Below are 25,387 nucleotides of genomic sequence, written 5' to 3' on the forward strand. Positions count from 1 at the left end.
TTGCAGGAATGACCTTCGCTCTGATGGTACCTGCTAGAGCAACGTTCGCCAACTTAGATAGCTTCCAAAACCGGAATGCCAGCACTTCGTCGAAAGTGTTGCCGTTATCTGACTAGGTGAGCCGCTGCAGACGTCGTGGCGGAACCCTAACCAACCACGCGCCATCCAGACACGTGCGCCATCCATCGATCTCCCAGCTAATCCCCCGCTGCTTTGCTGCGTTCAATTTTTGCCAATGATTTGAGGTGGCGGACAAAACCGAGCACATCGTCAGGCATCAGACGGCCGATCGCGCGGGTCGAATAGACGGCCGTCACCACTTGGCCTTCCGGGTTCAGGACGAAGCCGGTTGCCTGGAGACAGACGGGATCGTCATTAACGAAGGCGCCGGTCACCGCGGAAACCGCTCGCGCGTCAGCACCGTAAGCGACAGGGAAACCGATTTTGTGCTTTTCGACGAGCATTTCCGACTTTTCCCGGTCGTCTACCGATACCGAGACGACCTTGATGCCTTCACCGACGAATTTGTCTGCCGCTCGCGCGAAAGCAGCGAGCTGAGCGTTGCAGTACGGGCACCAGGAGCCACGATGGAATAAAACCACGCCGAACCAACCTGCAAGATCGGCAGGCAGGCTGATTTTTCCGCCCCCGACGCGAGCGAAGGTAAGAGATGGAAAGGTGTCGCCGTTTTGCAGCATCATAATCGGCCTCACTGTTTGAACCGCAAGGCGCTCAAATCGCCCGCGGCTTCCTCAAGAACGGCCCCGCATCCGGTGACCATGTCTCTTCGCTGATCCCATCTCCGGAAGGCGCGCCGATTCGATGAGGTCGTTGCTTCGCATTATCGAGCTGCCTAGCTTCTCAAGCCGACATTGTATGTCGGTCGCAGGATCGAATTATACGACGTTAGCTCGGAGATTGACCAAAGGACGTCGGCAACGCAAAATTGATTGTCGCCATAAAATCAATAAACGATAGTTATAGTCACTCGCGCAGTGCGCCCCCGAGCCAGATGCCAGTGGCCGCGTCTGCAGAAAACCGCCGCCTCGGCAATCGATCAACGTCCCAGCTTGCGGCAAACGGCCGCCTATCCCCTCCTGGACTGACATTGCATGGCGCCAATGACGTCATGTGTAGCGTTGACGTGGCACACTTAATTCTCCAGGTGCATGCGGCACGCGGGCTCCTCTCGCGTCGGACCTCATCAGCACAATGGACGCGTTGGAATGGAAACTATAACAGTCAGACATTTTCCCGTGAGGTGACGTCAGCTTAGCATCGCTCAAGCGAGCCCAACGTTCCACCACGAGTTTCAGATAACATTTGAAATAGCCAGTCTCGTGACGACCTCTTCCCGCCCGTTATAACGGATACGATCGTGATTTTCTTATCGAGGATCATCATCTTTCCGACTTGTTGCTCAAAAGGACAAAGCCCATGAAGATCCAAACCATTATCGTCCTCAGCGCCGCTCTCGCCTTCTCGATGACCGGCCCTATTTGCGCCCATGATAGCGGGGCGGAAACCGTCACGAAGAACTTCGAGGCGGCTATTCCCAATATTCCTGGCAAGTCGCTGATTGCTGTGGAAGTCGATTACGCACCGGGCGCGGCCTCTCCGCCCCACACCCACGCGAACTCTGCTTTTATCTATGCATATGTGATCTCTGGCGCGATCGAGTCGAAGGTAAATGATAGCGAGACGCGCATCTATCGGGCCGGCGAGAGCTGGTCTGAATCTCCGGGTTCGCTCCACTCGATCAGTCGCAACGCGAGCAAGACCGAGCCGGCGAAGCTGCTCGCCCTGTTCGTCCTTGACACCAATGACAGCCCGCTCACCACTCCTACCAACTGACGCTTCAGACGCAGTGAGCAACGAACGTCCTCAAGGAGCTAACGATAGACGAGTACAATGCGTTCACTCGGTTCGCCGGGCCTGCACCGCATCGAACGGGTCTTAGCCACGCTCGCTAGCACATTCTAGGACAAGCCAACTGCCCGCGCCGTCGAGGCTGTTTGCGGCAGGATCGGCAACCCCAACGCAGATCTTCACGCGCTACGAATGCGCAAACTACTTGCGCAACGTCGAACAAACGAGCCTCAATGTCGCTAGGCTTGATTGGGTAATCGGCAATTCGGCGACTCAAATTGCACCAGCTAACAACGGCGGTCGAGGGTGACCTCGGCTTCCTGCAGGAGGCACGGACTTTGGCATCATCTACCGTATTTGTGTCAGTGCGCTGTCGCGACGAACTCCCGTCAGTTGGAGCGCAGCGCATGAGATTCAGTGAATTTTGCAAGCAAACACCGCCAATTTCAGAGGGAATACGGCTCTCCGCGGTGCTCGGACTGATCATTCATGCGCCGGGAATCATCGACTGAAACACTTCATCACGCAGATAAAAGTAGTGGAAGAGGGCCGCGGCTGTATGCACGCCGGCAACCCAGAGGATGGTGTTACCTAGCGTGGCATGTATTTCCATCATCAGATGACCCAGACCATGCGCTTTCGTGATCTGCGGAGCAATGTCGAATCCGGGAAGAGTGACGGGAATCCCCTCAAGCCAGGTACCAAGCACGGCCGTTGTTGGAATCGCTATGAGGAACACATAAAGCACGAAGTGGACGAGCCGCGCGACCAGGGTCATCCATCGCGGCTTCGGCTGCTTCGCTGGCGCGCTGTCGATCAGCCTCCATACCAACCGCAGTACGGCGACACTGAAAACAAGAACCCCGAGCGTCTCGTGAATCCTCCGGAGCCCGTCCGCGGAGGCGGAATAGAGCGAGTAGCCATCGCCACTGCTCAGCACATAAGCGACAAGAACCAGCATGACCGTCAGCCAATGGAACAATCGGGCGCCGGCGCCGTAGCGAGAAGAAGTGCTGCGCAAAGCGATTACCTAACTTGGAAATTAACCACCGCGGCTTCGCCTCTGACTCCGGGCAGCGTCACCCTGAAGGTGATTTCGACGAGCTGTTCAGGAAAGGCCAGTCTCGCCACACCGATCAGGTTGCTGGCGCACCGAGGCGTGCCGCCGGCCTCCCTGCGCACGTTGCCCGCCGCGGCGAATGCGGCGACGACGAGGACACAAAGCCTCTCCTGGACGGCGGTGTTCAGCGTTGCTCCGAAGCGCGCTGAACTCTTGACGGCATTGGCGTCGGTCGCTCGCATCTGTCGTTCCATCATCGAAACCTCCGCGAGCCGGCCGAATTCATCGAGAAGCAGGCGCTATCAGGTTGCCATTTTCTTGCCGGCTGAGTTGGCCAGAGACATGGATCGCATCACCGACCTCAAACTGTTGTCTTTCATATCGACCCTCGTTGCCTTTCACGCTGGTCGCGTCTCGTGGCGGCATTTAGTATTTGAATGACGACGGTTGAAGAATGACCCTGCAACTGCGCCGAGTGAAATCACCTTTCGCCATAGAGTCGATAGACGATCGTTATTGCCGCCTCCGCGGTGTGACGACGCCATAGCGTGGAATGCCTGCAGGCGCATATCCAAGCGACTGGCGCTCGCGCCTTTGGACAAATCGAGTTTTGCTCGTTCCATAGCGACGCCCGCTTACCCTTGTCTCAACCTAGGCGATCAGCTCTCTCGAGATGCGACGGGTGGCATTCCTCACTACGACGCTGTTGGTCGGCGATAACGATCGTATATCGACTCTATATCGAAAGGTGATTTCCCTTGGCGGCCTTGCAAGCTCATTCTCCAACGCGTCGTCATACCGCAGCTTTCAAATGACGTCACCAACAGGCGATCAGATCGAGAAGCCAGGAGGCTCGATATGCAAAGCAACGGCGTAAACCCGGCTTCAGTAAGTGGTAAAGCCGCCGATTTCGGCGAACCATGGGAAGATGGCTACCGGTACGTAACGGCGTACAGGATTGGCGAAACGATCCATGTTTCCGACCAGCTCAGCTGGAAAAATAAGCACAACGTGATCGCGCCGGATTCTCCCGATAAAGCCGGCCCGGTTGCAATGCCGCTGACGTCACGCTTTTGGCGCGCCTCAGGGCAACGCTGAACAACGTCGTCGAGGAGACGGATGATGTCCGATAGCGCTGCAGCCATTCCACTTCGCGCGCTCCCTCCGGATGACCGTGTTTTGGCGCGAGTGCTCGCGGCGTACGTGGCGTCGGCAACAATCTGGCTTGTATTCGCCACGGCCGTGGGGCTCTTCGTCAGCTTCAAATTCGCTTACCCAGATTTCGCGACCACGCCGGCGCTCTCGTTCGGTCGGCTGCGCGCGATACACACCAGCGGAACATTTTATGCCTGGGCGAGCCAGGCGCTGATTGGGCTTGCGCTGTTTGTCGCCGCGCGCAGTTCTGGCGCAAGGCTCTACAGCGAGCGCCTCGCATGGATCAGTCTTGCGCTCCTCAATCTCGCCGCCGTGCTGGGCACCGTCACACTCGATCTCGGCTTCACCTACGGCCAGGAGTATCGCGAATGGCTGTGGTGGATTCGCGTAATCCTTGGTCTCGGCCTGATCACCGCGGTCTGGAATATGATCGCCACTGTCGAGCGCCGGGATGGCGAGCATATCTATATTTCTAATTGGTATACTATCGGGGGCACGCTGTGGACGATCGTTATGGTCGTAGTGTCGATGTTGCCCTGGTATCAGCACGGACTGGGCCAGGTCGCGGTACAGGCCTTCTTCATGCATAACGCGGTCGGACTATGGTTCACGCCTCTATCGCTTGGTGTGTCCTACTATGCGCTGCCGAAGCTCCTGAACCGGCCGATCTATTCATATTCTCTCGGCGTCTTTGCATTCTGGACCAATCTCATCTTTTATCCAATCATCGGCGCTCATCATTTTGAATTCAGTCCACTACCATGGTGGCTGCAGACTACGGCCATCGTCTTCAGTGTGGCCATGCTGGTTCCAGTGCTGAGCGGCACCGCAAACTTTCTTCTCACCTTCCGGGGGACCCACGAATGGATATATCGCTCGCCCGCGGTTTTCATCCTCGTCGGTGTCTACGGCTATCTGCTGGGCTCGATACAAGGCACATTCGAGGCGTTTCGCTCGCTGCAGCAGCTTTGGCATCTGACCAATTACACGGTGGGACACTCGCACCTGACGATGTATGGCTTCGTGACTTTCGCGATCTGGGGCGGCGTCTATGCGCTGTTGCCGCGCGCCACCGGCAAGTATCCCTACAACCTGACCATGGGTATACATTTCTGGCTGTCCGCCGTCGGCGTTGTCATATACGTTGCGGCGCTTTCGGCCGCCGGCACCATTCAGGGGCTCGATTGGCTTCGAGGACTCACCTTCATCCAGTCGGTCGAAGATGCCGCGCCATACTGGCTGTGGCGCTCCGTAGGCGGCTCGCTGATGTTCGCCGGCCATCTTGTCTTCGCTTTCAACGTCTGGACAATGACCTACGGTAGGTCATGCACCGAACTTGCGGCAGCCAAGACGGTGGCGGCATGAACAGGACATTGTCCATTTCTGGCGGCTCAACGCTGATCTACACTGGACTAGCGATTCTTATGGGCGTGCTGCCGGGGATCTGGCTGTCGAAGGTGCCACCGACGCCGGGCCTTAAGCCACTAACCTCGATTGAGGCGCGGGGTCGAGATGTCTATGTCTCCGAAGGCTGCTTCTATTGCCATACCCAGCAAGTACGCCCGCTCTCCGGAGATAAGCCGTTTGGCCGCCCGTCTGCGCCAGGCGATTATGCCTACCAGACTACGGAATTACTAGGTTCGGAGCGCACTGGTCCAGACTTGAGCAATATCGGCGCGCGGCAGTCGAGTAGCATATGGCAGTACATCCATCTCTATCAACCGCGTGCAGTTGTGCCGCAATCGATCATGCCGGCGTTCCCTTGGCTGTTCAGGATTGTGGACAAGTTACCGCCAGGAGAGAAAGCGGTGCCATTGCCGCCCCAGTTCGCGCCAGGCGGTACCGTCATCGCCAACGACGACGGCAAGGCGCTCGTAGCCTATTTGTTGTCGCTGAAGCAGCCCCCGCTCGTTCCGACGCAGTCCCGCGCCGCGACTGAGAGTCCTTCGAGCGGGTCCCTGAGGTTTGACGCCACCAAGGGTGCCGCATTGTTCGCCGAAAACTGCGCATCCTGCCATGGCGCGGAAGGCAAGGGTGTGCCGGGAACGTTTCCGCCGCTCGCCGGAGATCCGGTGGTAAACGACGCCGATCCCACGGCACATATTGGCGCTGTGCTGCACGGACTTGGCGGGCGGGTAATCAATGGCCAGAGCTATGAAGCGCAAATGCCGGCATTTGCCGATCAATTGTCTGATCAGCAGATTGCTAACATCATCGATTACGAGCGATCCTCATGGGGCAATCGTGGTGCCTTAATCAGTGCGGCTGATGTCGTCGCGGCTCGCGCCAACGAACCATTGCAGAAGCAGGCAACGACGCCGAAGCAGGTCTCGCCGGTATCGCCCCCGGCGCCGATGTTCGATGCTGCGGAAGGATCGAAGCTCTTCGCCGACAACTGCGGCGTCTGTCACGGCGCCGAGGGCAAAGGTGTTCCTGGCACATTTCCGCCGCTTGCAGGCGATCCGGTCGTTAATGCCACTGACCCTGCCGAACACATCACCACCATGCTGCGCGGCCTTAGCGGTAAGGCAATCGACGGCCGGAAGTACGAAGTAGAGATGCCACCTTTCGCTGACCGACTGTCTGATCAGCAGATCGCCGATATCATCAATCACGAGCGCACGTCATGGGGTAACCACGGGCCGTTGGTGACGCCCGCCGAGATCACGAAGCTCCGCGCTGAAAAATAGGAGGCCGACCATGACCGATACGATTACCGCTTGGATTCTCTCGGCGCTTGGCTACCTCTGCACTGCGCCCTCGATCGCTGGTGGCGGCCCTAGTCTTACCGGACCACTACTCGGCAACGCGCTGGTAGCGGGCGGGGCCGGGCTCGTGACGCTTAGCTGCATCGTGGCGGCGGTGCGGATGCTGGTCGCCCCCGGCGAACGGGATCCCAATCATCCGAAATATCGCATCCTGAATGCCGACCGTTAGAGGAATGCACCACGTGTCCGATCCGCGCATCCGCATCTATCTCGACGAAGCAGCCGATCCCGTCACCGACCAGCGGCCACCGGCGCAGATAGCGCTCGACACCAAGAGCCTTTCCGACGGCGAACACGGCCTGCGCATCGAAGCCCAGGACGCCACCGGCCAAGTCGGCGTCCGACGCCTTCGGTTCCAGGTCCGCAATGGGCCCGGGATCACACTGAGCGGGCTCGGTGATGGGGCCGTCGTTCACGGTACGCTGCGCTTCATGGTCAACGCGTTTGGAGCCGAAGAACCATTCGAGCCGCACCGGGCAGAATCGCCCTCGCCAATCCCTGTTTGGGTTTGGGTGCTAAGCCTGCTGATCGTTGCTTGGACCGCCTGGTATGTCGCGACACTTTGGAACGTTCCCGCAAACTACGCCAAAACACCGACCTATTCCACGTCAATGAACCCATTCAAATAGCGCTCCGCCAGACAGGCGAGCTTAACAATGAGGGGCCTCGCCCCAGCATCAGGTATCAAGCTCACATGCCACGCACCATAATCAACAAGCACGGCTTTCCGGGCGTCAGGAAGCGGTCGGACTGTGCTAGCCGGCGAAAACCCTACTACGCCCGCATCAGCAATGGTTGCGAAAACTTCATCTATAGCAAAGACTTCGCGACGGCCGAGGAAGCCGCTGCGGAGTATCAGCGAATGAGGGCTGAAAAGTCATCGCCCCTATCGTCGAAGGATTACCGGTGAGCATCCTGCCCGAAGGGACCACCCCGGCGCCGCCGACCCATCCGCGACTCCGAGCGAATATGCGCGTTCACGACACAGTGCGTGGAGGCGATCAAAACGCGACGCGATCCAATCGAGCGGCTTCGGCGCTTGATCATGGAGGTTCCCCACTGGCTCAGCATAATGGCCAGGATGTTTCGATCACCGTCCTACCTTAATCGCATCGTTATGAACACAAGTGACGGCAGCCCTCATGAAGCCTTACAGGTCGATCCCTTCGACTTGAAAAGATGCAGGGACTCAATCGATGCACTCGTATCTAAAAGCTCAAATTCCATTCTCGTCGAACCGGCATCTTCATTTTCGACTTGGTCCAGCAACTTTCGAAGTTGCGACCTAGGCTGTTATGCGTTTCGGGCGGCGTGAATTGATGAAATATGGACCGCGGAAAGATGCTCACGCACCAGAGTTCTGTCGTGCGGCTAAAACGAGCAGGTTCCGCACTTATTGCTACTTGCGCAGCGCTAGAAGTCGACGCGCTGAACAATCAGAGCCTTGATCATGGAAATTCGCCTCGGCACCAGACGAAGTGATTTGGCCCGCTGGCAAGCCAGTCACGTCGCCGCTCTTATTCATGGCGTCGAGCCAACCGCCGAGGTACGACTCGTCTTCACGAGTTCGGTTGGCGATAGAGATCGACGGTCGTCCTTTCAACAGTTTGGCGGCATCGGAGCATTCACGAAGGAGAGCGAAGACGCGCTTATGCAAAAAGAAGTTGACCTGGTCGTTCACTCTCTCAAGGATCTTCCGACCAGATTGCAGCCGGGTTTGGTATTGGCGGCCGTTCCCAAAAGAGCGGATCCTCGCGACACAATTTGTGGCGTTACACTAGATCAGCTACGACCGAGGTTGCGCGTCGGCACTGGATCAATTCGGCGCAAAGCGCAACTTCTCGCTCTTTGCAGTGGCCTGGACGTTCGACCTATCCGTGGAAACGTTTTTCCAAGGCTTTGCAAGGCCAAGAACCGAGAGGGAATAGACGCTACTCTATTGGCAGCGGCGGGGTTGTCACGGCTAGGATTGCTTCATGAGGCCTCACAGATTCTAGACTCGAATGTTTTCCCTTATGCGGTCGGCCAAGGCGCCCTCGCGGTCGAAGCTCGCGAAGAAGATACGGCACTCATAGCACTGCTTCAAAAGATTGAAGATCGGAAATCGCGCACCGAAGTAGACGCAGAGCGCGCATTGATGAGAAGTCTCGATGCGGGTTGCAGCTTACCGCTCGGGGTTTCTGTCGAATGGGTCGCCGGGACATTAACGCTTCGAGGACAAGTGACTCATCCAGACGGCCACACGAAGATTACTGATGAATGCGCTGGCACCGCCGATCAAGCCGACGCAATAGGCACACGTCTAGGGGACAAACTTCTTCAGCGAGGTGCGGAGGAGATATTGAAGGCTGTGCCTCGCATCATGGAAGAGCAAAGGACAATCTGAATTCGATACCTGGCGTGAGGAAGGACTTCGGGTCTTTGGACACCGCATGCGATTTCGGCGCGACCAGCTGCAAAGCCTGAAACCTGGTCCACCACCGAAACGAAAGGCTCGCGGCCGCGTTTGCTGCTGCCCAGCGCGCGCTCCGCAATTCGTGTCGGCGCATCGAGTCGATCTTCACCTTGCGGCGCTGACGGTGAAGATAGCCTTCGTTAGGGCACCAGCCAGTCTGCTTTTCAAGTGGGACATATGCGCGTCGGCCCAAAGGATCGCTTGGAACACGCCGACCTCAATTCGGCTCCCCGAGCACGAAAGTGAAGGGCACGACGAAGAGCTCATCGCCCTGATCATCGCTGACATGCAGAACCCAGTCACGCCAATCCTCGAAGCTGCGCTCTTTTGTCAGGGACTCCACGATGCGGTTCGCATGATCCCGCGCTTCAGCAAGGTCATCCACGACGGCGCCGCGGCGATCGACGAAAACCTTCTTGGTGTTCGCGCAGTGGAAATATACGTGCGTCATTTCGACTCCTTCAAATGCGACGGTTTGTCACGATAACTCTGCGTTGCTGGTGTCCTCGGCGGCGGGATACCAGGAGATCTCGACGAGGTGCCCCTAAGTTTCACGCCTGCGATGTGGAACAGGCGGACTGCCTCTCAGGTGGAATCATCTCCTTTTCACGGTCAGGCATAAGTGGCGGCAAGCTATGATGATTTCATGCCGGCGCTCTGCGGCGCATCTCGGATAAGCTCCTGACGCGAAGCTCCCCAGAGCAGGCCGGTCCCGACGACGGCGGAAAGACTAGAGGCGGCGAACACAGCGATTTTTGCGGCCGAGAAGTCGGTGGCACTTGGAAAAGCCTGTCCGGCGATGAAAAGCGACATCGTGAAGCCAATGCCAGCGAGGGCTCCTGCCCCGCCCAGCTGCCGCCACGTGTATTCGGCCGGCTTGACGGCTATGCCTGTGCGCACTGCCGCTGCGGCCGCGAGGAAGACGCCGAGCGGTTTTCCTATAGCGAGACTAGCGACGATCGCAGCCGTGAGACGGCCATGGCCAGCGAGGACGCCTGGGTTGATCGTCACTCCGGCATTCGCCAATGCGAAGATTGGGAGGACAGCGTAGCTCGATCGCGCACCGGCGTGTCGTAGCAGTCGATCGGCGGGCGATTCAATTCTATCGTAGATTACGTCGAGCGCCTGCAGGGCTGGCGTGGAGGGGCCGCGCCTGAGAACTTCGCCCTCATGCCGAGCCTCGGACGCGATAATGGCGCTCGCCTGCGTCATCAGGGCTGCCAGATTGGCTGGCGGTCGCGTCGGAATGAACAAGGCAAGTAACACGCCGGCCAATGTGGCGTGGAGACCGCCCGCGTATACGAGGGCCCACAGCGCAGCGCCCATCAGGATGTAGGGCGAGAGATGATACACCCCAGACCGGCTCAGCAGCACTAGCGCAACTACAACCATCGCCGCCGCAGCAAGGTAGGCCAGATGGATTTCGCCGGAGTAAAACGCAGCGACGACGACGATCGCACCGATGTCGTCAACGATGGCCGCCGCGGTGAGGAAGATGCGCAGCTCAACGGGGACGCGGGAGCCCATCACTGCAATCAAGGCAATCGGGAACGCAGTGTCCGTCGCCATCGGCACGCCCCACCCGTACGACCACGGCCCCGCGGGGAGAACCAGCGAATACAGACAGGCCGGCACAACCATGCCGCCGAGCGCGGCCGCGATCGGAAGCGCTGCGGAGCGACGGCTTGCGAGGTGTCCGACTGTCATTTCGCGCTTCACTTCCAATCCTACAACGAGGAAGAACAGCGTCAACAGCCCGTCGTTAACCCAATGGAGGATGGACATCCGAAAGGCTGTGCTGCCCAAGCTCACGCCGAACTCCCAGCGCCAGAGCGCCTCGAACGCCGATCCGATCGGCGAGTTCGTCAAGACAATCGCCGCCACGGTCGCGACGACGAGCAAAGTGCCGGCGGACGGGCCCCAGCTCGCGAAGTCTAGAGCAGCCGTACGGACGCGGTGTCCAAGCGTGCCAAGCATTGCATCAACGAGAGAACTTTCGTCCCAGGGTCCGTCGTAGCGCCGGCGGTTGATGTAAAATGTCGGCGTGAATCTCACGCCGCTCGCGCGTGCACTCGCGATGTCAGACTCCACCCTCGCCTTCGCGCGGCGAACCGCGTCGTTATCGCGAAGCGTGGGGTTGGCATGCACACCTAGGTCAGCAGCCACCGCTGAAAGATCGTCCTCTGTGAGCTGCATCGACCTTGTCATCAGCTTGATATGCGCCGACCAAAACGCCTCTGGCGTCTGAGCAAGCTCAGCGAGCTCCGCAGCACGGAAGGAAAGACTGTTGTCAGTGAGCGGCCTATGGCGGAAGGCATAGCAAACGCGGTCGCCAAGTTGATCGCGCGCCTGCGCGATGCGCTCGTTGGCAGCCCTGCAGTGCGGACAGGCGTAGCTGCCGTACTCAACCAGCGAGATCTCGGCATCGGCGGGGCCGAGCACGTGCTCTGTCTTGTGATCGACTGCACGATCGAGGCGGCCGGGCGGGATCATAAGCTTCATCGCTGAACGGAGCCCAAGTGTTCGCGCGCCATTCTCACAGGCGGCCGCTCGCCAGCAGCGACCGCGGTTCGCGCATCGAACAGATTGGTATGGCACAAGTCGCCCGACACCTCGCCGTTGGACCCGACGACTGGGATCTCCATACATCTCGACGCAATGCAGCCGGTATCGTCATCGCACACGCAACTCACACTTGTGCTGAACGTACGCTCCAATCCGTTCGCAACACTCGCCGCCACCACGAGCACCACGGCATTCTCCAACGGCCGGTGTTCGACAGAGCGGGGCAAGCAAATGCGGGCCGTCTCTTCGACGCGCATGTCGGACCTCTTATGATCGTCCAACGGAAGGCCGACTTCGGCCACAGCCGCGAGCGGGCGATGACTGATTAAGATTGGGTCAGCGACGGTGAAAAAGAAAATCACCTCTCGCCATGAAGTCGATAGCCAACCGTTATCGGAACAGCTCAAAAGTAGTCGCCCACCGCATCTGAGGAGAGAAGAATCGCCTGCCGCTCTGAAGGCACACGGCCCGACATGGCTTTGCGCTTTCTACCCTGGTGCGGTGTCCGCCACTCGCACGGATTTCCAACACTCGAGGCGTCGATTTAAGCAAGCTCCGCGCACGGAGGACGTCGGGGGCGCGGCCGTCCCGACCGGGTTCGAGGCTATCCACCGTCAATCCGCGCAAAACCAGCGTCGCTATGGCGCCGGGGTCCCTTCGGCCACAACAGCCCGTCGTCCACCGGCGTCATTTACCACGACGGAAAATTTTGGTTCTTCGAATGCATATCGCTCGAAGTTGGTGCCATCACGCTCTAGCCCATGAGTTCGCCGCGCCGTGGGTGGTTACATGATTGTCTGCTCGCCACGTCCGCAGAGGCTCCTAACTCGCCGTCGCCCTTGAACTACCCGATGATGGGCCTCCTCACTGTAGTCTCGCCCAGCAAAGCGGCAATAATGGTCGTCTATCGACTCCATGGCGAGAGGTGATTTCCCTCGACCGAGTTGCAAGGTCATTCTCGTTGCGTGGTTTAAAGCGAACAGGAGCTTCCATGAAGATTCAGGTCTGCAAGCTGGCGAGTGCGCTCGCAATTGCTGTTCCTATCGCGATCGCCGCCACGGCCAAATCGTCAGCCTCGCCGATCAATGGTACGTCGATCAGGGCGACGATACCAGATTTGACGACAGACGTGCACTTATTGGCGCGGCGGAGTCACCACTCTGCGCCGACAGCATACGATTCATCGCCCTACGACGGCTCCTGGGACCTCGTCTTCGCGACGCAAAGAGGAACCTGCGATTCCACTTACAGCTTCACTGTCGATGTGACCAACGGAATTGTCACGCATCCCAATCTCGTGAAGTTTCGAGGATACGTTGCAAAAACGGGCGCGGTTCGCGCTTCCGTGACCGTCCAAGACAAATATGCCGCGGGCGCGGGCAAACTGTTTGCGACGGCCGGTCGAGGGACCTGGAGCGGCCACTCAGGATCAGCGCGCTGTTCAGGCTACTGGACGGCGCGACGGAATTGACGAGCAAGCGGAAAGGCGTGTTTCGTCGGAGACCGTAATGGAATGAGATCTCCAAGACTAGTCGGCATTGCAGTCTCACTCAGCTTGCTCTCAACCAGTCTCGACGGGACAAGGCAGCGGGAGACGCCTCGGCCCATCAGCGATCCCATCTGGTCCGGCAAATCCGCGCCTCTCGACACTAGTCGACTGGCGCTGGTGATTGGCAATTCGGCCTATCCCGATGCTGACTCTCCTCTTCCCATAATGACACGCGACGCTGAAGGCCTGACAAATGCTCTTCGCGAGCACGGCTTTCTGGTCGATGCCATTGAAAATGCCACGGGCTCGGACATGACACACGCAATCGATGATCTAACGGCAAGAGTACATTCGAACTCCACTGTGTTAGTCTATTTCGGAGGTTACGGAATCCAGTGTGACGGACACAATTATCTAATCCCAGTCGATGCGAAGATTTGGAGTGAAGAAGATATCCGTCTACAAGGGTTAAGCATTGACCATCTCCTCTCGCAACTCCAGACCTCCGGAGCACGCGTCAGGCTCCTAGTTATTGAGGCTTCGCGCCGCAACCCTTACGAGCGACGCTTCAGGACTTATTCACATGGGCTTGCACCCATTCAAGGAGGTGAGAATGCGCTGATCCTGAGCTCAGCCGCGCCTGGTGTAATCGTCGAAGACCCTGATGAACTACATAGCCGGCTGATGACCGCTCTTCTTACGCAGATGGATTCTTCGAGGGGGATAGAGGACGTCTTCAACAATACCCAAAATGCAGTGGTGACTGCAACTCAGGGCCAGCAGACTCCAGTTGTGTCATCCACGCTAACCGACAGTGTGGATGTTTGGGCGGAACGGAGCGGCGTTCCCGTGTCCTCGGTCGGATTTGCGGCTAGGGGTCGCAGCGAGTGAACATACAAAGTTCTGCTGATCTGCAAGGAACAAGGGTCAAGGAACACTTCCAAGGGGGGGTCCCCGCTCAATCATCTCCCATGTTCTTTGGAACATTCTACGCGCCCGACCGCCGTCCCATACCGATCTCAACTGCCTTGCTGAAACGTCCCTTCAGGGTTTCATGATCGTTTGCTCCTGCAATGTCCTCACCGACCGCGATGTTCGCCACGCCGTGAACACGGCCGAGGATGCGCTGCGCAATGCCAAACATATCTATGACTGTCTCGGCTGCAGCGCCGAGTGCGGCCGCTGCGCGCGCACCATCAAGACGATCATCGACGAGGCGTATAGGGAATGTGCGCTAGCCTGTCAGGCCGACTGTCCGCATCGCCGGATCAAGGATGACGCGCAGGATGAGCCCAGAGTTGGACCCGCACCGACCAACTTTCTTGGTTTTTCTCGGTAGGTGCCTCTCAGTTTCGTCTCTGGGATGCTTGCTTGTTTTTCCTCAGAAGCGTTCCAAACTAAGAAAGGCGAAGGCCCGATCTCAAGTCTTGGAGTTCATCATACAGGCGACCCCAGAGTCATCGAGTATCTTAACAGGGGACTGCGTCACGAGCTCACCGCCATAAACCATACTGGCTGCACTACCGGTTCTTGGACATCTGGGGCCTGCTGAAACGGTCAAGGCTTGGCGCAGGGAGTCGATCGCGGAGAGGAAGCACGCCGACCGCTTCACCGATGTTGGGCCTGTCGGGAAGGATCGCTCGCTAGCCACGTACGCGTTTGATCATCTGCTCGACATGGGCGATCGGCGTCTCCGGCTGGATGCCGTGGCCGAGATTGAAGATGAAGCGCCCTTGCGAAAAATTTGCCAGCACGTTGTCGACGGCGCGGTCGAGTGCCGCGCCGCCCGTGATCAGCACCAGCGGATCGAGATTGCCCTGCACAGCGACGCGGCTCTGCACGCGCTCGCGGATAAAGGCGGGCTCGGCGGTCCAGTCCATGCTGACCGCATTGACGCCGGTCGCCTCGACATAGCCAGGCAGTTGCGCGCCCGAGCCGCGGGGGAAGCCGATGATCTTGGCATCAGGCACCTTGGCGCGCACGCCTTCGACGATGCGCCGCGTCGGCTCGGTCGACCAGCGCGCGAACTCGGCCGGCGGCAGCACGCCGGCCCAGGTGTCGAAGATCTGCAAGGCGTTGGCGCCGGCCTCGAGTTGCGCCAGCAAATAGTGGATCGAGTTCTCGACGAGGACGTCGATGATCTTCGCAAACGCCTCGGGATGACGGTAGGCCATCATCCGCGCCGGCGCCTGGTCGGGCGTGCCGTGGCCCGCGACCATGTAGGTCGCAACCGTCCACGGCGCGCCGCAGAAGCCGATCAGCGCCACCTTTGGGTCGAGCGCGCCGCGCACCATCCTGAGCGCCTCGAACACCGGCTGGAGAGTGCCGAAGTCGGCCTGCGCGGCGAGCGCTCCGACCTTGGCAGGATCATCGAGCGGCTCGAGCCGCGGCCCTTCGCCGACCTCGAACCGCACCGCGCGGCCAAGCGCATGGGGGATCACCAGGATGTCGGAGAAGATGATCGCCGCATCGAAGCCGAACCGGCGGATCGGCTGCAGCGTGACTTCGGCGGCAAGCTCCGGATTGAAGCAGAGATCGAGGAAGCCGCCGGCCTTGGCGCGCACCTCGCGATATTCAGGCAGATAGCGGCCGGCCTGCCGCATCATCCACAAAGGCGGGATGGTTTGCCGCTGGCCAGAGAGCACATCGATGAAGGGCTTGGTCGCAGACTGGGGTACGGATGGTCCTGATGCAGAATTGAGGTTCCTGATACACCGCCGCGCGCAGAAGCGGAGCAGGGAAACGCCCGGCAGATTATCAAGGCCTACAATCACAAGCGTCGGGTCCTAGCGCGTGCTCATCAAATTCGCATCGACGTGAGAGGGAAGCGTCGGTGGTTGAGAGACCGATTGCGCTTCCCGCATGAACGAGGGAAGCGCGGCTATGTGGCAAGGAGATTATTCATTGGTAAAGCCCACAACCGGACAATTCACTAGATTGCCCGTCGTCTTCACCGGCCCTCCCGCAGGACTCACCAGTAAGCCCGCCGCGCTTTTGGCTTCAAGATCGTCGCCGTCAGTGATCAGTTTCCTTTGATCCTTTACGATAGCTTCCTTGGTCCACTCGGCTAGCCGCACGTCCCACATCGGAGAGTATCCGGCGCTGATCTCCGTGAAGTGCGCGAGGATGTCGAGCGAGGGCCCCTCTCCCTTGATCGCACTGTTGAGTCCCTGGCGATTCGGATCGTTCGCACCCATGGTGCCATTCACAATCGTGTAGATCACCTCAATCGCGCCGCTCTGTAGAATGTCGCTTTCCGCAGGCGCAAAGGTGGACGACTCAAGGGTCGCCGATTCCTCGGAATTTGCGTCAAAACTAAGATAACGCAGGTGTTTTCCGTTCGCGAACCCAAACCGAAGTTTCAAGTCGACAATGCCCTTATCAGGACAAATACTTGCTACGGAGTCCGTCACGAGGGAGTAATCAGGGCTACCCTTGCAGAATGAGATTTTATCCGGCCCGACATCGAACGCGATGATCGGTGCATTGAAAACAATATTCATACGATTGGCTACCCGCACCAGCGGGCTGTAGTGCGCATCCCCAATAGAACCGGCCCGGGCTGTCTTAGGAGGAAAAAACTTGGGCGCGTCCCCTCCGACCAACTTCTGCGAAGGCGAGAAATCGACCCGCCCCGATTCAAACGTGAAGTTACCCGTGTCGTCCATTTCCGCAACCCGTGTGCTCTTCAGGTCCTTGGCATCAGCGAGACTCGGCGCCCACGTAAGCCCCATCTCTTTTGAAGTAGCGTAATCGCTTACGTCGGTGAGCACGAACCAAACGGTCTCTCCCGACGCAAGACGGCCCCGATGGAGCGGTAGCGTCACCACCTCTCGTACTAGGTCCACCTGGCCCGACGTAAGAAATTGCTTCGTGATCTTTTTGCCAGCGGTTGGATCGGCCGCGAGACTTACATGAGGTATCGAAAACGACACCACAAACATCACCATCGATCCGCAAACGCATCTGACGAGCTTTCCGCTGGGCTTCATGAGGTTACCTTCTTTGCATCCAGTCTGGTTTTGCACAGGTGATACTGATAGTTCGCCGACGGCCTGTTACTTTTTGAGCCCGGGATAGCCCTGAACATAGATCCAGTCGGTCGCTTTGGCAGGGATGTGACAACCTAGACAATCTGAGCGAAAGTTCGTTGAGGTCGTTTTCATCGGATCACCCGCATCAAACCAGGACCAGCCCCAACCATTGCCCCAGAGCTTATTATCGGGGTGGCTGTTCTTGCTGTCCTTCACCATCATGAACCATCCTTTGAGAATGTCTTGATGGCTGACGGTCCCAGTCGTCATATCCGACGTGGCCGTGCCGTAAACTTCTTTCACAAGGACCGAACCTTCGGGAAATTTGCCAGTCGCGCGATAGGCCGCCGCAGTTCCGGGCGAAGCGTAGACCACGTGCATCTCCTTGGCACCTTTGTCACCTGCAACAGACCAGCTCCCAAAGAATTCGTAGGCCGTTTGGTAGTTCTTCGGGACATGCATGTTGCCTGCCCCATCGACGAGTTGTTCCTGCGCAGGTGCGGCCTGGCTAGCTACAGGGTGTGAGACAAAGCACCCAACGGTCACAGCGATCAACGATGCGGACGCCAAGGCCGCGCTTCCGGGAATTTTCATCACAGTTCTCCCTACTTTTTGATAGACGGGTTCTCGCTGGGCGGCTTTACTTGGAGGGTTTCGGGCCTGGCGGTAGCGGCACCTGGTCAAGCAACGCATAGAACTGCGTCCATACGTCGTCCCGTTTCGCGTTTGCGATGTGGCAGTAGCCGCATTCCTCAACCGGTCGGACTTTAGCGGTAGCCGCCTTGGGTTCATGGTGGTTGAAGTTGTAATAGCCCCAGCCGTGGCTTGCCTTATATCTCTCGGTGTCCTTGACGGTCACATCCGCTCCGTTGAAGGCACCCGGAAAGAACCCCTTACCCGAAGGCTCCGTTCTCGAACCGTCCGGATTAGTGGCGGGCTGCAGGAGCTGCAGTTCCTTCACAAAGATTGTGCCTTCAGGGAAGACGCCCGTCTTCTTGTAGATCTCGTAAGAACCTGGTTCGATATATACGTTATGAAATTCAGGGAAATTTGCTTGAGGCGGGTTTAAAAAATTGGGCGTTGTCGGCGAGCCAACGTAAACCCATTCGTGAAAGTTCTTTGGCAGAACAAGGTCACCATCTTTCGTGTATTCAGGAAGATAGCGGCCGGTGGCGTGCCAATCGTCCGGTGGTGGAAGCTGTGGTTGCTGCGCGAAGGCTGCGGTTGCTAGAGCGCCAACGCCAAGGACCGCGGAAAGTGCCAGTACGGTGCGTCTCATAATCTCTCTCCTTTGACAGCTCGATATTGCCGATGAGGCAATGACTGCATTCTTGCGCGGGTGGTCTCATTAACTGCGCGCAGATCAGAGTAGGCGTCGATGCAAAAGTGCGAAAGCAACAAAGGGGCATGAAATCAATGCCCGATGGAAATGACGCTCTCGGACTATCAATGTTTGATCATCGGCTCTTTCTGTTTGCTCGCAACGCAACGCCCTGAATTGCGGCCAATGGACATGTTCCAGTCCTTGCTGATGAGCGACACTCTTTGCTCATCTGAAGATTGGGCTTGCTGTTCCAAATGTCGTACGCGATCCCACGAAAGGGCCGATGCAATCTCCCGACCGACACCGAGCCCTGATCATTCAATCTCTCTTAGCGTCGTCAACTCGCTCGCGGCTTGCCTCGCCTATTCCGAGCGATCGCCGTGTCAGCGCAGCTTACGAGCTCTTGTCCATCGTGTTTGGTGAAGGCACTTCTCTTCGAGAAGGCATAGTGTCTCGACTGTCGACACCGCACCGCGCTAGCGTTGGAAGAGGCCTTCTACGTCAAACATTGGGAGTGTGACACTACCAGTCGGCAGGAGAGCTTCGCCTCGGCTTTGTTTACTTCGGCCCGGCTGCCGATCCGGATCGCCCAGCTCTTCACTGGTGAACAGCCATCGAGCGTATTGGACTATGATCTGGGCGGCATCTTCGAGTGCGGTGAGCGACGAACGATCTCGCTGATCTTGCTGATCTGGTCGTACAGCTGACTTAGCTTCCGGGGCCAAGTCGCGACCTTAGGGATTTTGCGTCCGGGCGGCGTACGCATCATGAAAAAAAGACAGGGGCTTAAGCTCGGTCTGAGCTGCCTCAGGCGGCGGCGCTCGATCATAACCGGAGGATTTTAAAATCATAACTGAGACGAGTGCGAAGCGCTCTGCGTGATGGGCTATGGTCGACCCATGCTCGAGCGACGGATAGGGAAGGTTGACATGGAAGATCTGGACATATCGGCTGAGCGTCAAGCGAAGCATCCAGCGCGCGGAAGCTCTGGTAATGGACATTCCTGTACGGACACACACTCGTGTGCGGACATATTGTGCAGGAAACGAGCGTTGACGAGGCCCGCAGCGACGTTCGCTAGGGGCGCCGTCAATTGTGCGGCCGAAACATACGAACAGCATTTCCACGACTCTCTTGAGCGCCTGCGCGGGGAACAACGTTATCGCGTCTTCGCTAACATCGAACGCGTCTCCGGTCGCTTCCCAACCGCCAAATGGCGCCGCACTGACGGATCCGTTGCTGAAATCACGGTTTGGTGCTCGAATGATTATCTGGGCATGGGACAACATCCGGAGGTCGTGGGCGCGCTTACCGCGACGGCACACCGCTGCGGTGCAGGAGCAGGTGGAACTCGCAACATCGCGGGAAATAGTTCGCCCTTGGTTGATTTAGAGGGCGAACTTGCTGATCTGCACGGCAAGGAGGCCAGTCTCGTCTTCACCTCCGGCTACGTATCGAACCAGGCCAGCATCTCCACAATCGGTAAGCTGATCCCAGAGTGCGTAATCTTTTCTGATGCATTCAACCACAATTCGATTATCGAAGGCATCCGTCAATCAGGTTGCGAAAAGCGGATTTTCCGCCACAACGATCTTGGCCACCTTGAGGCCTTGCTGCGCGAGGCGGGAAGCCGCCCCAAGCTCGTCGTATTCGAATCCGTCTACTCAATGGACGGGGATGTGGCGCCGATCGGCGCAATCTGCAACCTGGCCGAGCAGTATGGGGCGATGACCTACCTTGATGAGGTTCACGCCGTCGGCCTCTATGGCGCTCGCGGCGGCGGAATTAGCGAGCGCGAAGGCGTGATGCACCGCTTGACGGTGATCGAGGGTACTCTCGCCAAGGGATTTGGCTGCATTGGCGGTTATATCTCGGCGTCGCGATCTATTTGCGATGCGGTGCGCAGCTTCGCGCCTGGATTCATCTTCACGACCGCCCTCCCTCCACCGATTGCCGCCGCAGCGCGTGCATCTGTTCGCTACCTGAAACACTCGTCTGCCGAGCGCGAAGCACACCAACGACAGGCCGCTGCCACGAAAGAGGCGCTCCAAGCCGCCGGGCTTCCCGTTCTCCGGACCGGAACCCACATCGTGCCTGTGATCGTCGGCGATGCGGAATTGTGCAAGGCGGCAGCCGATCGCCTTCTACAGCGCCACGCCATCTATATCCAGCCGATCAACTATCCGACGGTCCCGCGTGGGACAGAGCGGCTGCGCATCACGCCGTCGCCATACCACGCGGATACCCATATAGCTGAACTCGCAGCTGCGCTCACTGAGACCTGGGAGGCCCTTTCTCTTTACTGAGAGCCGTGATTGGGAACGCTCCCGCGACCGCCTGCGGCTTCGTCGGCAGGGCGTCGGCTAACCTACAAGGGAAGGACGTCGGGCGTTCCCGGTGGTGCAGCCGAGGCAGCAAGCTGGGCAATGCAACATCGCTTTCACCTTTGTAGGGGCGATCGCGTGGCACATCCTGCCGTCAGCGTTCACAATCTGGCTCGCATCCGTTTAATGGGCAGCCCCGAAGAGCGAACCTCCTCGGCCTCCTGGGCTGTTCTCCGTCGCCGCTCGAACACGTTTGTCCCGAACCGTCGTTCATTTCGATAAGCCCTCCAAATGAGGGTTCGTTGAAAACGATCACAACGAAACAGGACAACGAGGACTGAACATGGATATTAGGCAGCGATCCCATCTGCTGATCGAAGATCTGTCCGTGGCGCGCGGCGAGCGCATCCTGCTCGACGGGATGTCTTTGCGACTAAGCGCGGGCCAAATCGCCGAAGTGACCGGTCCCAACGGAGTGGGCAAATCTACACTCTTGCGGGCGATCGCCGGCTTTTTTCCACTAGGATCCGGCCGCATGTCATGGGTGGAGTCCGAAGCCACGGATCCGGCGCCCCTGGCAGAACGCCTCCACTACGTGGGCCATCTCGACGGGCTGAAATCGTCGTTGACCGCCCGCGAGAACCTCGACATCGGCCTGGGATTTTTGGGGCGAGACCGCCGAACCCCGTTAGAGGCGCTGGACCGCATGGAGTTGGCCCACGTTCTCGATCTGCCTGTCGGCTATCTTTCCGCGGGGCAGCGTCGCCGTGTCGCATTGGCCCGGCTCTTAATCGTCGATCGCCCTCTATGGTTACTCGACGAACCGCTAACAGCGCTCGACCGGCACGCGCGCGCCTTGCTGAAGACTATCGTCGCCAGCCATCTCGAAGGCGGAGGATTGACACTGGCCGCGACCCACGAACCTCTTGGTCTGCGAGGAACAGTGCAAGTCAGACTTGGAACCAGGTGATGGCCATTTCGCTGAAGTGCGGTCGCACCCCACATAGCGGTCTGTCTCGAGATCGGGAGAGAAGAGATCACGCCGTTCCGATTTCAGCGGAGCGGTCTCGGCCCAATGGCGATGCCGGATGGGCACTATGACCCGTATTCTCCTCGTCGTTTTTCTTCGCGACCTCATGCTAGCCCGCCGCATCGGTGGAGGTGGGATTCTGGGTCTGGTCTTTTTCCTCAGCCTTGTGACGGTCGTACCTTTCGCGATCGGGCCTGACCTACGCTTGCTGTCGCGGATCGGCCCAGCAATTCTATGGATAGCAGCACTTCTCGCGAGTCTATTAGGCCTCGACCGTCTATTTCAGGCGGATCAAGAGGACGGTTCGCTGGACCAGATGTTGCTGTCGCCGGCGCCCCTAGAACTCATTGTTCTTGTGAAGTGCATCGCCCACTGGTTTGTGACGGGGCTACCGCTCGTTATGCTCTCGCCTCTGTTTGGCCTGATGTTGGATTTGGATGGTTCCGCCCTCCGATCGGTTGCAGCAACGTTGTTGGTTGGTACGCCGGCCTTCACCTTTCTGGGGGCGATCGGGGCGTCTCTTACTGTCACCCTGCGGCGCGGCGGTCTGTTGCTATCGATCCTCGTCGTACCACTGGCCGTGCCGGTGCTGATCTTCGGTGTCTCTGCGGCGCAAAGTGCCACAACGCCCTTTTTGACACCGTTCTTGGTCCTCTGCGCACTCGGACTCGCGTCCATCGCGCTCGCTCCGATAGCTGCGGCCGCAGCACTTCGTAGCGCGGGTGAGTAATGAGCGCGTGCGACGACAGAGTTTTCTTTCGGGCGCCACCTATGTGGAACGACTTCGGCCTTACCCGAAGCTAAGGCCGCTAGACCTCAGGACGAGCCTATAGTGGAGTATCGGAGTCAAACACAGCGGCAAGCCGATTCCGCTCCGCTTGGCTCAATGGTGCCGCTGGCGTGGATTGTTGGCGGCGAAATCCGAACAGGAGAGCGATCGCGCCCGCCGCGAGCACGAAAGCCGGCATTCCCCAAAGGAGAGCGGTTTCCAAGTCGAGTGGCGGTTTCAGCAGGATAAAGTTTCCGTAACGCTTCACCAGAAAATCGCGGACCTGCTCATCACTCTCTCCGAGCTTAAGGCGCTCGCGCACCAGCAGGCGAAGGTCCCGCGCGAGCTCTGCCTTGGAATCGTCGATAGACTCATTTTGACAGACCAGACAACGCAGTCCGGCGGAAAGAGCGCGCGCGCGTGCCTCGAGTTTCGGGTTGCTCAGGATCTCATCCGGCTGAACCGCCCTTGCCAAGCTAGGGGCGATGCTTGCGAGTACGATCGAAAGCAGAAGAATGCGACGAAGCGACGTCATTCGGCGGGCTCCGGCGCTGCGGGGTTGCCGGCGACGCGGAGGCGAGCCGCGCGGCGCACGAAGCCAACTCGGAGGCGTCTATCGGACAGCGACACAATCCCTCCGAACGCTATAATGACCGCACCGATCCAGATGCTCGTCACGAGCGGCTTCCAGAACAGGCGCACATCAATCGAACCATCCGCGTGGCGGTCCCCAAGTGAAATGTAGATCTGCCCAAAACTCAGCGTTACGATGCCTGCCTCGGTGATGGTTGTTTGTCGTGTGGGGAAGCTGCGCTTGGCTGGCTCGACGGCGGTCACGTATGCGCCGCCCTTGCTGATAACCGTATGGCCGACGAGTTCCGAGTAGTTCGGGCCCTGCCGCGATCGAAAATTCTCGATGGTGGCTTGATAAGGGCCGAGATCGATCCTCTGGCCCAACTTGACGGTCGCGATCCGCTCCACACCCCAACCCGTCGCCACCAAGCCCATGAGTGTCAAGCCAAGGCCGGCGTGAGCGATCGCCGCCCCCCACGCGGAGCGCGGCAGCCCGACCGCGCGGGCTAGCATAACCCCGCCGCCTTGCCCTCGTGCCCAAATACGCGACGCCACGTCGGTGAACGAACCGACGATGAGGTAGACGGCTAGGCCGAGACCGGCTGCGGCGAAGACGGGGCCGCCCCGGACGACGGCAACCAGTACAACGGAGACTACAAGACCAACTAAGGCTGCGACCGTTACCCGTTGCGCTGCCCCGAGCAGGTCGCCGCGCTTCCAGGCGATCGACTGAGCGAGCGGCATCAGCAGAACGATAGGCACTACGAGCGGGCCGAGCGTTAAATTGAAAAACGGCGCTCCGACCGAGATCTTGTCTCCCGTCAGCGCCTCAAGCGCGAGCGGATAGAGCGTGCCGGTCAGAACCGTAACGCAGCAGGTGGTCAGCAGCAGGTTGTTGACTGCCAGCGCGCTCTCGCGTGAAAAGGGTGCGAACACGCTACGCTCGCTCAGGGAAGGCGCGCGCCACGCGTAGAGCGCGAGTGGCCCGCCGATGAATACGGTCAGTATGACCAGGATGAAGACGCCGCGAGCCGGGTCGCTGGCGAACGAATGGACGGAGGTCAGTACTCCGGAGCGCACGAGGAAGGTACCCAGCAGCGACAGCGAGAACGTGAGTATCGCCAGGAACAGTGTCCAAATCTTGAGAGCTTCGCGCTTCTCCATGACGGCAGCCGAATGGAGGAGCGCGGTGCCCGCAAGCCAGGGCATCAGTGACGCGTTTTCGACCGGATCCCAGAACCAGAATCCGCCCCAGCCTAGGGTGTAATAGGCCCAGTACGACCCCATGGCGATGCCAAGCGTCAAAAAGATCCAGGCAATCAGTATCCAGGGCCGAACGTAGCGGGCCCAAGCGGCGTCTAGCCGGCCACTGATCAGCGCGGCTACCGCGAAAGAGAACACGATCGAAAAACCGACATAGCCGACGTAAAGGAGCGGCGGGTGTATGGCGAGGCCCGGGTCTTGAAGCAGCGGATTAAGGTCCAGGCCCTCAAACGGCGCCGGAAATCGTCGCAAGAAGGGATCGGAGGTGAACAGAATGAAACAGAGGAAGGCAAGCGAGATCCAGCCTTGGACCGCCAGCGTATTCGCGCGTAGTTCGTTCGCCATGGCGCGTTCTAAAATCGATACAGCCGCTCCAAAAGCCGCGAGAATCAGAACCCAAAGCAGCATGGATCCTTCGTGATTGCCCCAGACGCCTGCGATTTTGTATATTAGCGGTTTGGTGGTGAGTGAGTTCTCGGCGACGGTCACGAGACTGAAGTCAGACGCCACATGGGCGTAAGTCAGTGCTGCGAAGGCATAACCTAAGAGCAGGAACTGGGTGATTGCGGCAGGGACCGCGATTGAAATAAGTGCCGAATCACGAGTACGGGTTCCCCAGAGTGGCAGAACTGATTGAAGCAGCGCGACGGCGAGAGCCAAAGCGAGCGCGTAATGTCCGGTTTCAATGATCATCTTGTGGTCCCATCAG

25 protein-coding genes and 1 pseudogene are annotated in these 25,387 nt (G+C 58.7%); 15 read left to right on the plus strand and 11 right to left on the minus strand.

The genetic code is table 11. The features are described from left to right. Positions 1 to 197 precede the first annotated feature (197 nt). Entirely contained in the window at positions 198 to 701 is a 504-nt protein-coding gene (locus UNPA324_RS08890) for a redoxin domain-containing protein (protein ID WP_246667141.1), read from the minus strand. Between the two features lie 736 nt (positions 702 to 1,437). On the opposite strand from UNPA324_RS08890, the gene UNPA324_RS08895 reads away from it, so the two are divergent. Further along, complete coding sequence (locus tag UNPA324_RS08895) at positions 1,438 to 1,854, plus strand: cupin domain-containing protein (protein WP_141934441.1); 417 nt, start codon at positions 1,438 to 1,440, stop codon at positions 1,852 to 1,854. Between the two features lie 502 nt (positions 1,855 to 2,356). On the opposite strand, the gene UNPA324_RS08900 is transcribed toward UNPA324_RS08895, so the two are convergent. Then, entirely contained in the window at positions 2,357 to 2,830 is a 474-nt protein-coding gene (locus UNPA324_RS08900) for a cytochrome b/b6 domain-containing protein (RefSeq protein WP_246667142.1), read from the minus strand. A 65-nt stretch (positions 2,831 to 2,895) separates the two neighbouring features. Continuing rightward, entirely contained in the window at positions 2,896 to 3,186 is a 291-nt protein-coding gene (locus tag UNPA324_RS08905) for a RidA family protein (protein ID WP_141934443.1), read from the minus strand. 601 nt (positions 3,187 to 3,787) lie between these two features. On the opposite strand from UNPA324_RS08905, the gene UNPA324_RS08910 reads away from it, so the two are divergent. From UNPA324_RS08910 to hemC, 6 genes are all read left to right on the plus strand, one after another. Beyond that, positions 3,788 to 4,027, plus strand: a complete 240-nt coding sequence (locus UNPA324_RS08910) for a hypothetical protein (protein ID WP_141934444.1) — start codon at positions 3,788 to 3,790, stop codon at positions 4,025 to 4,027. A 21-nt stretch (positions 4,028 to 4,048) separates the two neighbouring features. Then, a complete protein-coding gene (locus UNPA324_RS08915) occupies positions 4,049 to 5,449 on the plus strand; it encodes a cbb3-type cytochrome c oxidase subunit I (RefSeq protein ID WP_141934445.1) in 1,401 nt (466 codons plus the stop codon). Then, entirely contained in the window at positions 5,446 to 6,774 is a 1,329-nt protein-coding gene (locus UNPA324_RS08920; RefSeq protein WP_141934446.1) for a c-type cytochrome, read from the plus strand. The genes UNPA324_RS08915 and UNPA324_RS08920 overlap by 4 nt, the downstream gene beginning before the upstream one ends. A gap of 10 nt (positions 6,775 to 6,784) precedes the next feature. Beyond that, complete coding sequence (locus UNPA324_RS08925; protein ID WP_141934447.1) at positions 6,785 to 7,021, plus strand: hypothetical protein; 237 nt, start codon at positions 6,785 to 6,787, stop codon at positions 7,019 to 7,021. Between the two features lie 4 nt (positions 7,022 to 7,025). Next, a complete protein-coding gene (locus UNPA324_RS08930; protein ID WP_246667143.1) occupies positions 7,026 to 7,481 on the plus strand; it encodes a cytochrome C in 456 nt (151 codons plus the stop codon). Between the two features lie 821 nt (positions 7,482 to 8,302). Beyond that, positions 8,303 to 9,238, plus strand: coding sequence for a hydroxymethylbilane synthase (hemC, locus tag UNPA324_RS08935; RefSeq protein ID WP_141934449.1), 936 nt, complete (start codon positions 8,303 to 8,305; stop codon positions 9,236 to 9,238). Positions 9,239 to 9,524: 286 nt separating this feature from the next. On the opposite strand, the gene UNPA324_RS35635 is transcribed toward hemC, so the two are convergent. Continuing rightward, entirely contained in the window at positions 9,525 to 9,758 is a 234-nt protein-coding gene (locus UNPA324_RS35635; RefSeq protein WP_141934450.1) for a DUF6894 family protein, read from the minus strand. Between the two features lie 182 nt (positions 9,759 to 9,940). Continuing rightward, positions 9,941 to 11,809, minus strand: coding sequence for a Na+/H+ antiporter NhaA (gene nhaA, locus UNPA324_RS08945; protein WP_141934451.1), 1,869 nt, complete (start codon positions 11,807 to 11,809; stop codon positions 9,941 to 9,943). 1,054 nt (positions 11,810 to 12,863) lie between these two features. Between nhaA and UNPA324_RS35640 the strand changes: the two genes are divergently transcribed. The 4 genes and pseudogenes from UNPA324_RS35640 to UNPA324_RS35645 form a co-directional block, all read left to right on the plus strand. After that, positions 12,864 to 13,343 (plus strand): hypothetical protein, encoded by a 480-nt coding sequence (locus tag UNPA324_RS35640; protein ID WP_246667144.1) that lies wholly within the window; start codon positions 12,864 to 12,866, stop codon positions 13,341 to 13,343. Between the two features lie 195 nt (positions 13,344 to 13,538). Next, positions 13,539 to 14,252 carry a caspase family protein gene (locus UNPA324_RS08955; protein WP_181769339.1) on the plus strand — a complete coding sequence of 238 codons (714 nt, stop codon included), beginning with the start codon at positions 13,539 to 13,541 and terminating at the stop codon, positions 14,250 to 14,252. Positions 14,253 to 14,415: 163 nt separating this feature from the next. Next, positions 14,416 to 14,700, plus strand: coding sequence for a (2Fe-2S)-binding protein (locus tag UNPA324_RS08960; protein WP_141934453.1), 285 nt, complete (start codon positions 14,416 to 14,418; stop codon positions 14,698 to 14,700). 78 nt (positions 14,701 to 14,778) lie between these two features. Further along, positions 14,779 to 14,977: pseudogene (locus tag UNPA324_RS35645) on the plus strand (ferritin-like domain-containing protein); the annotation flags it as partial. A gap of 27 nt (positions 14,978 to 15,004) precedes the next feature. On the opposite strand, the gene hemE reads toward UNPA324_RS35645, so the two are convergent. The 4 genes from hemE to UNPA324_RS08985 form a co-directional block, all read right to left on the minus strand. Then, entirely contained in the window at positions 15,005 to 16,072 is a 1,068-nt protein-coding gene (hemE, locus tag UNPA324_RS08970) for a uroporphyrinogen decarboxylase (RefSeq protein ID WP_141938770.1), read from the minus strand. Positions 16,073 to 16,258: 186 nt separating this feature from the next. Next, positions 16,259 to 17,305, minus strand: a complete 1,047-nt coding sequence (locus UNPA324_RS08975; protein WP_246667145.1) for a DUF7482 domain-containing protein — start codon at positions 17,303 to 17,305, stop codon at positions 16,259 to 16,261. Positions 17,306 to 17,419: 114 nt separating this feature from the next. Further along, on the minus strand, positions 17,420 to 17,989 hold the full coding sequence (locus UNPA324_RS08980) for a cytochrome P460 family protein (RefSeq protein ID WP_141934455.1): 570 nt from the start codon (positions 17,987 to 17,989) through the stop codon (positions 17,420 to 17,422). Between the two features lie 46 nt (positions 17,990 to 18,035). Then, complete coding sequence (locus UNPA324_RS08985) at positions 18,036 to 18,674, minus strand: cytochrome P460 family protein (RefSeq protein WP_141934456.1); 639 nt, start codon at positions 18,672 to 18,674, stop codon at positions 18,036 to 18,038. Positions 18,675 to 19,201: 527 nt separating this feature from the next. Between UNPA324_RS08985 and UNPA324_RS08990 the strand changes: the two genes are divergently transcribed. The 4 genes from UNPA324_RS08990 (at position 19,202) to ccmB (ending at position 22,803) form a co-directional block, all read left to right on the plus strand. Continuing rightward, on the plus strand, positions 19,202 to 19,426 hold the full coding sequence (locus UNPA324_RS08990) for a hypothetical protein (RefSeq protein WP_141934457.1): 225 nt from the start codon (positions 19,202 to 19,204) through the stop codon (positions 19,424 to 19,426). A gap of 345 nt (positions 19,427 to 19,771) precedes the next feature. After that, positions 19,772 to 21,025 carry a 5-aminolevulinate synthase gene (gene hemA / locus UNPA324_RS08995; protein WP_246667146.1) on the plus strand — a complete coding sequence of 418 codons (1,254 nt, stop codon included), beginning with the start codon at positions 19,772 to 19,774 and terminating at the stop codon, positions 21,023 to 21,025. A gap of 361 nt (positions 21,026 to 21,386) precedes the next feature. Further along, positions 21,387 to 22,013: a heme ABC exporter ATP-binding protein CcmA gene (gene ccmA, locus UNPA324_RS09000; protein ID WP_141934459.1), complete on the plus strand. Its 627-nt coding sequence runs from the start codon at positions 21,387 to 21,389 to the stop codon at positions 22,011 to 22,013. A 127-nt stretch (positions 22,014 to 22,140) separates the two neighbouring features. Further along, the gene (gene ccmB, locus UNPA324_RS09005; RefSeq protein ID WP_141934460.1) at positions 22,141 to 22,803 is read left to right on the plus strand and encodes a heme exporter protein CcmB; all 663 of its coding nucleotides are present in this window, start codon (positions 22,141 to 22,143) and stop codon (positions 22,801 to 22,803) included. A gap of 97 nt (positions 22,804 to 22,900) precedes the next feature. Here ccmB and UNPA324_RS09010 read toward each other — a convergent pair whose 3' ends face one another. Both UNPA324_RS09010 and UNPA324_RS09015 read right to left on the minus strand, forming a co-directional pair. Further along, the gene (locus UNPA324_RS09010) at positions 22,901 to 23,377 is read right to left on the minus strand and encodes a cytochrome c-type biogenesis protein (RefSeq protein ID WP_141934461.1); all 477 of its coding nucleotides are present in this window, start codon (positions 23,375 to 23,377) and stop codon (positions 22,901 to 22,903) included. Further along, complete coding sequence (locus UNPA324_RS09015; RefSeq protein ID WP_141934462.1) at positions 23,374 to 25,371, minus strand: heme lyase CcmF/NrfE family subunit; 1,998 nt, start codon at positions 25,369 to 25,371, stop codon at positions 23,374 to 23,376. Before UNPA324_RS09015 ends, UNPA324_RS09010 begins: the two co-directional genes overlap by 4 nt. Positions 25,372 to 25,387 lie beyond the last annotated feature (16 nt).

Source organism: Bradyrhizobium sp. UNPA324 (assembly GCF_006658635.1).
GTDB classification, from domain to species: Bacteria; Pseudomonadota; Alphaproteobacteria; order Rhizobiales; family Xanthobacteraceae; genus Bradyrhizobium; species Bradyrhizobium nanningense.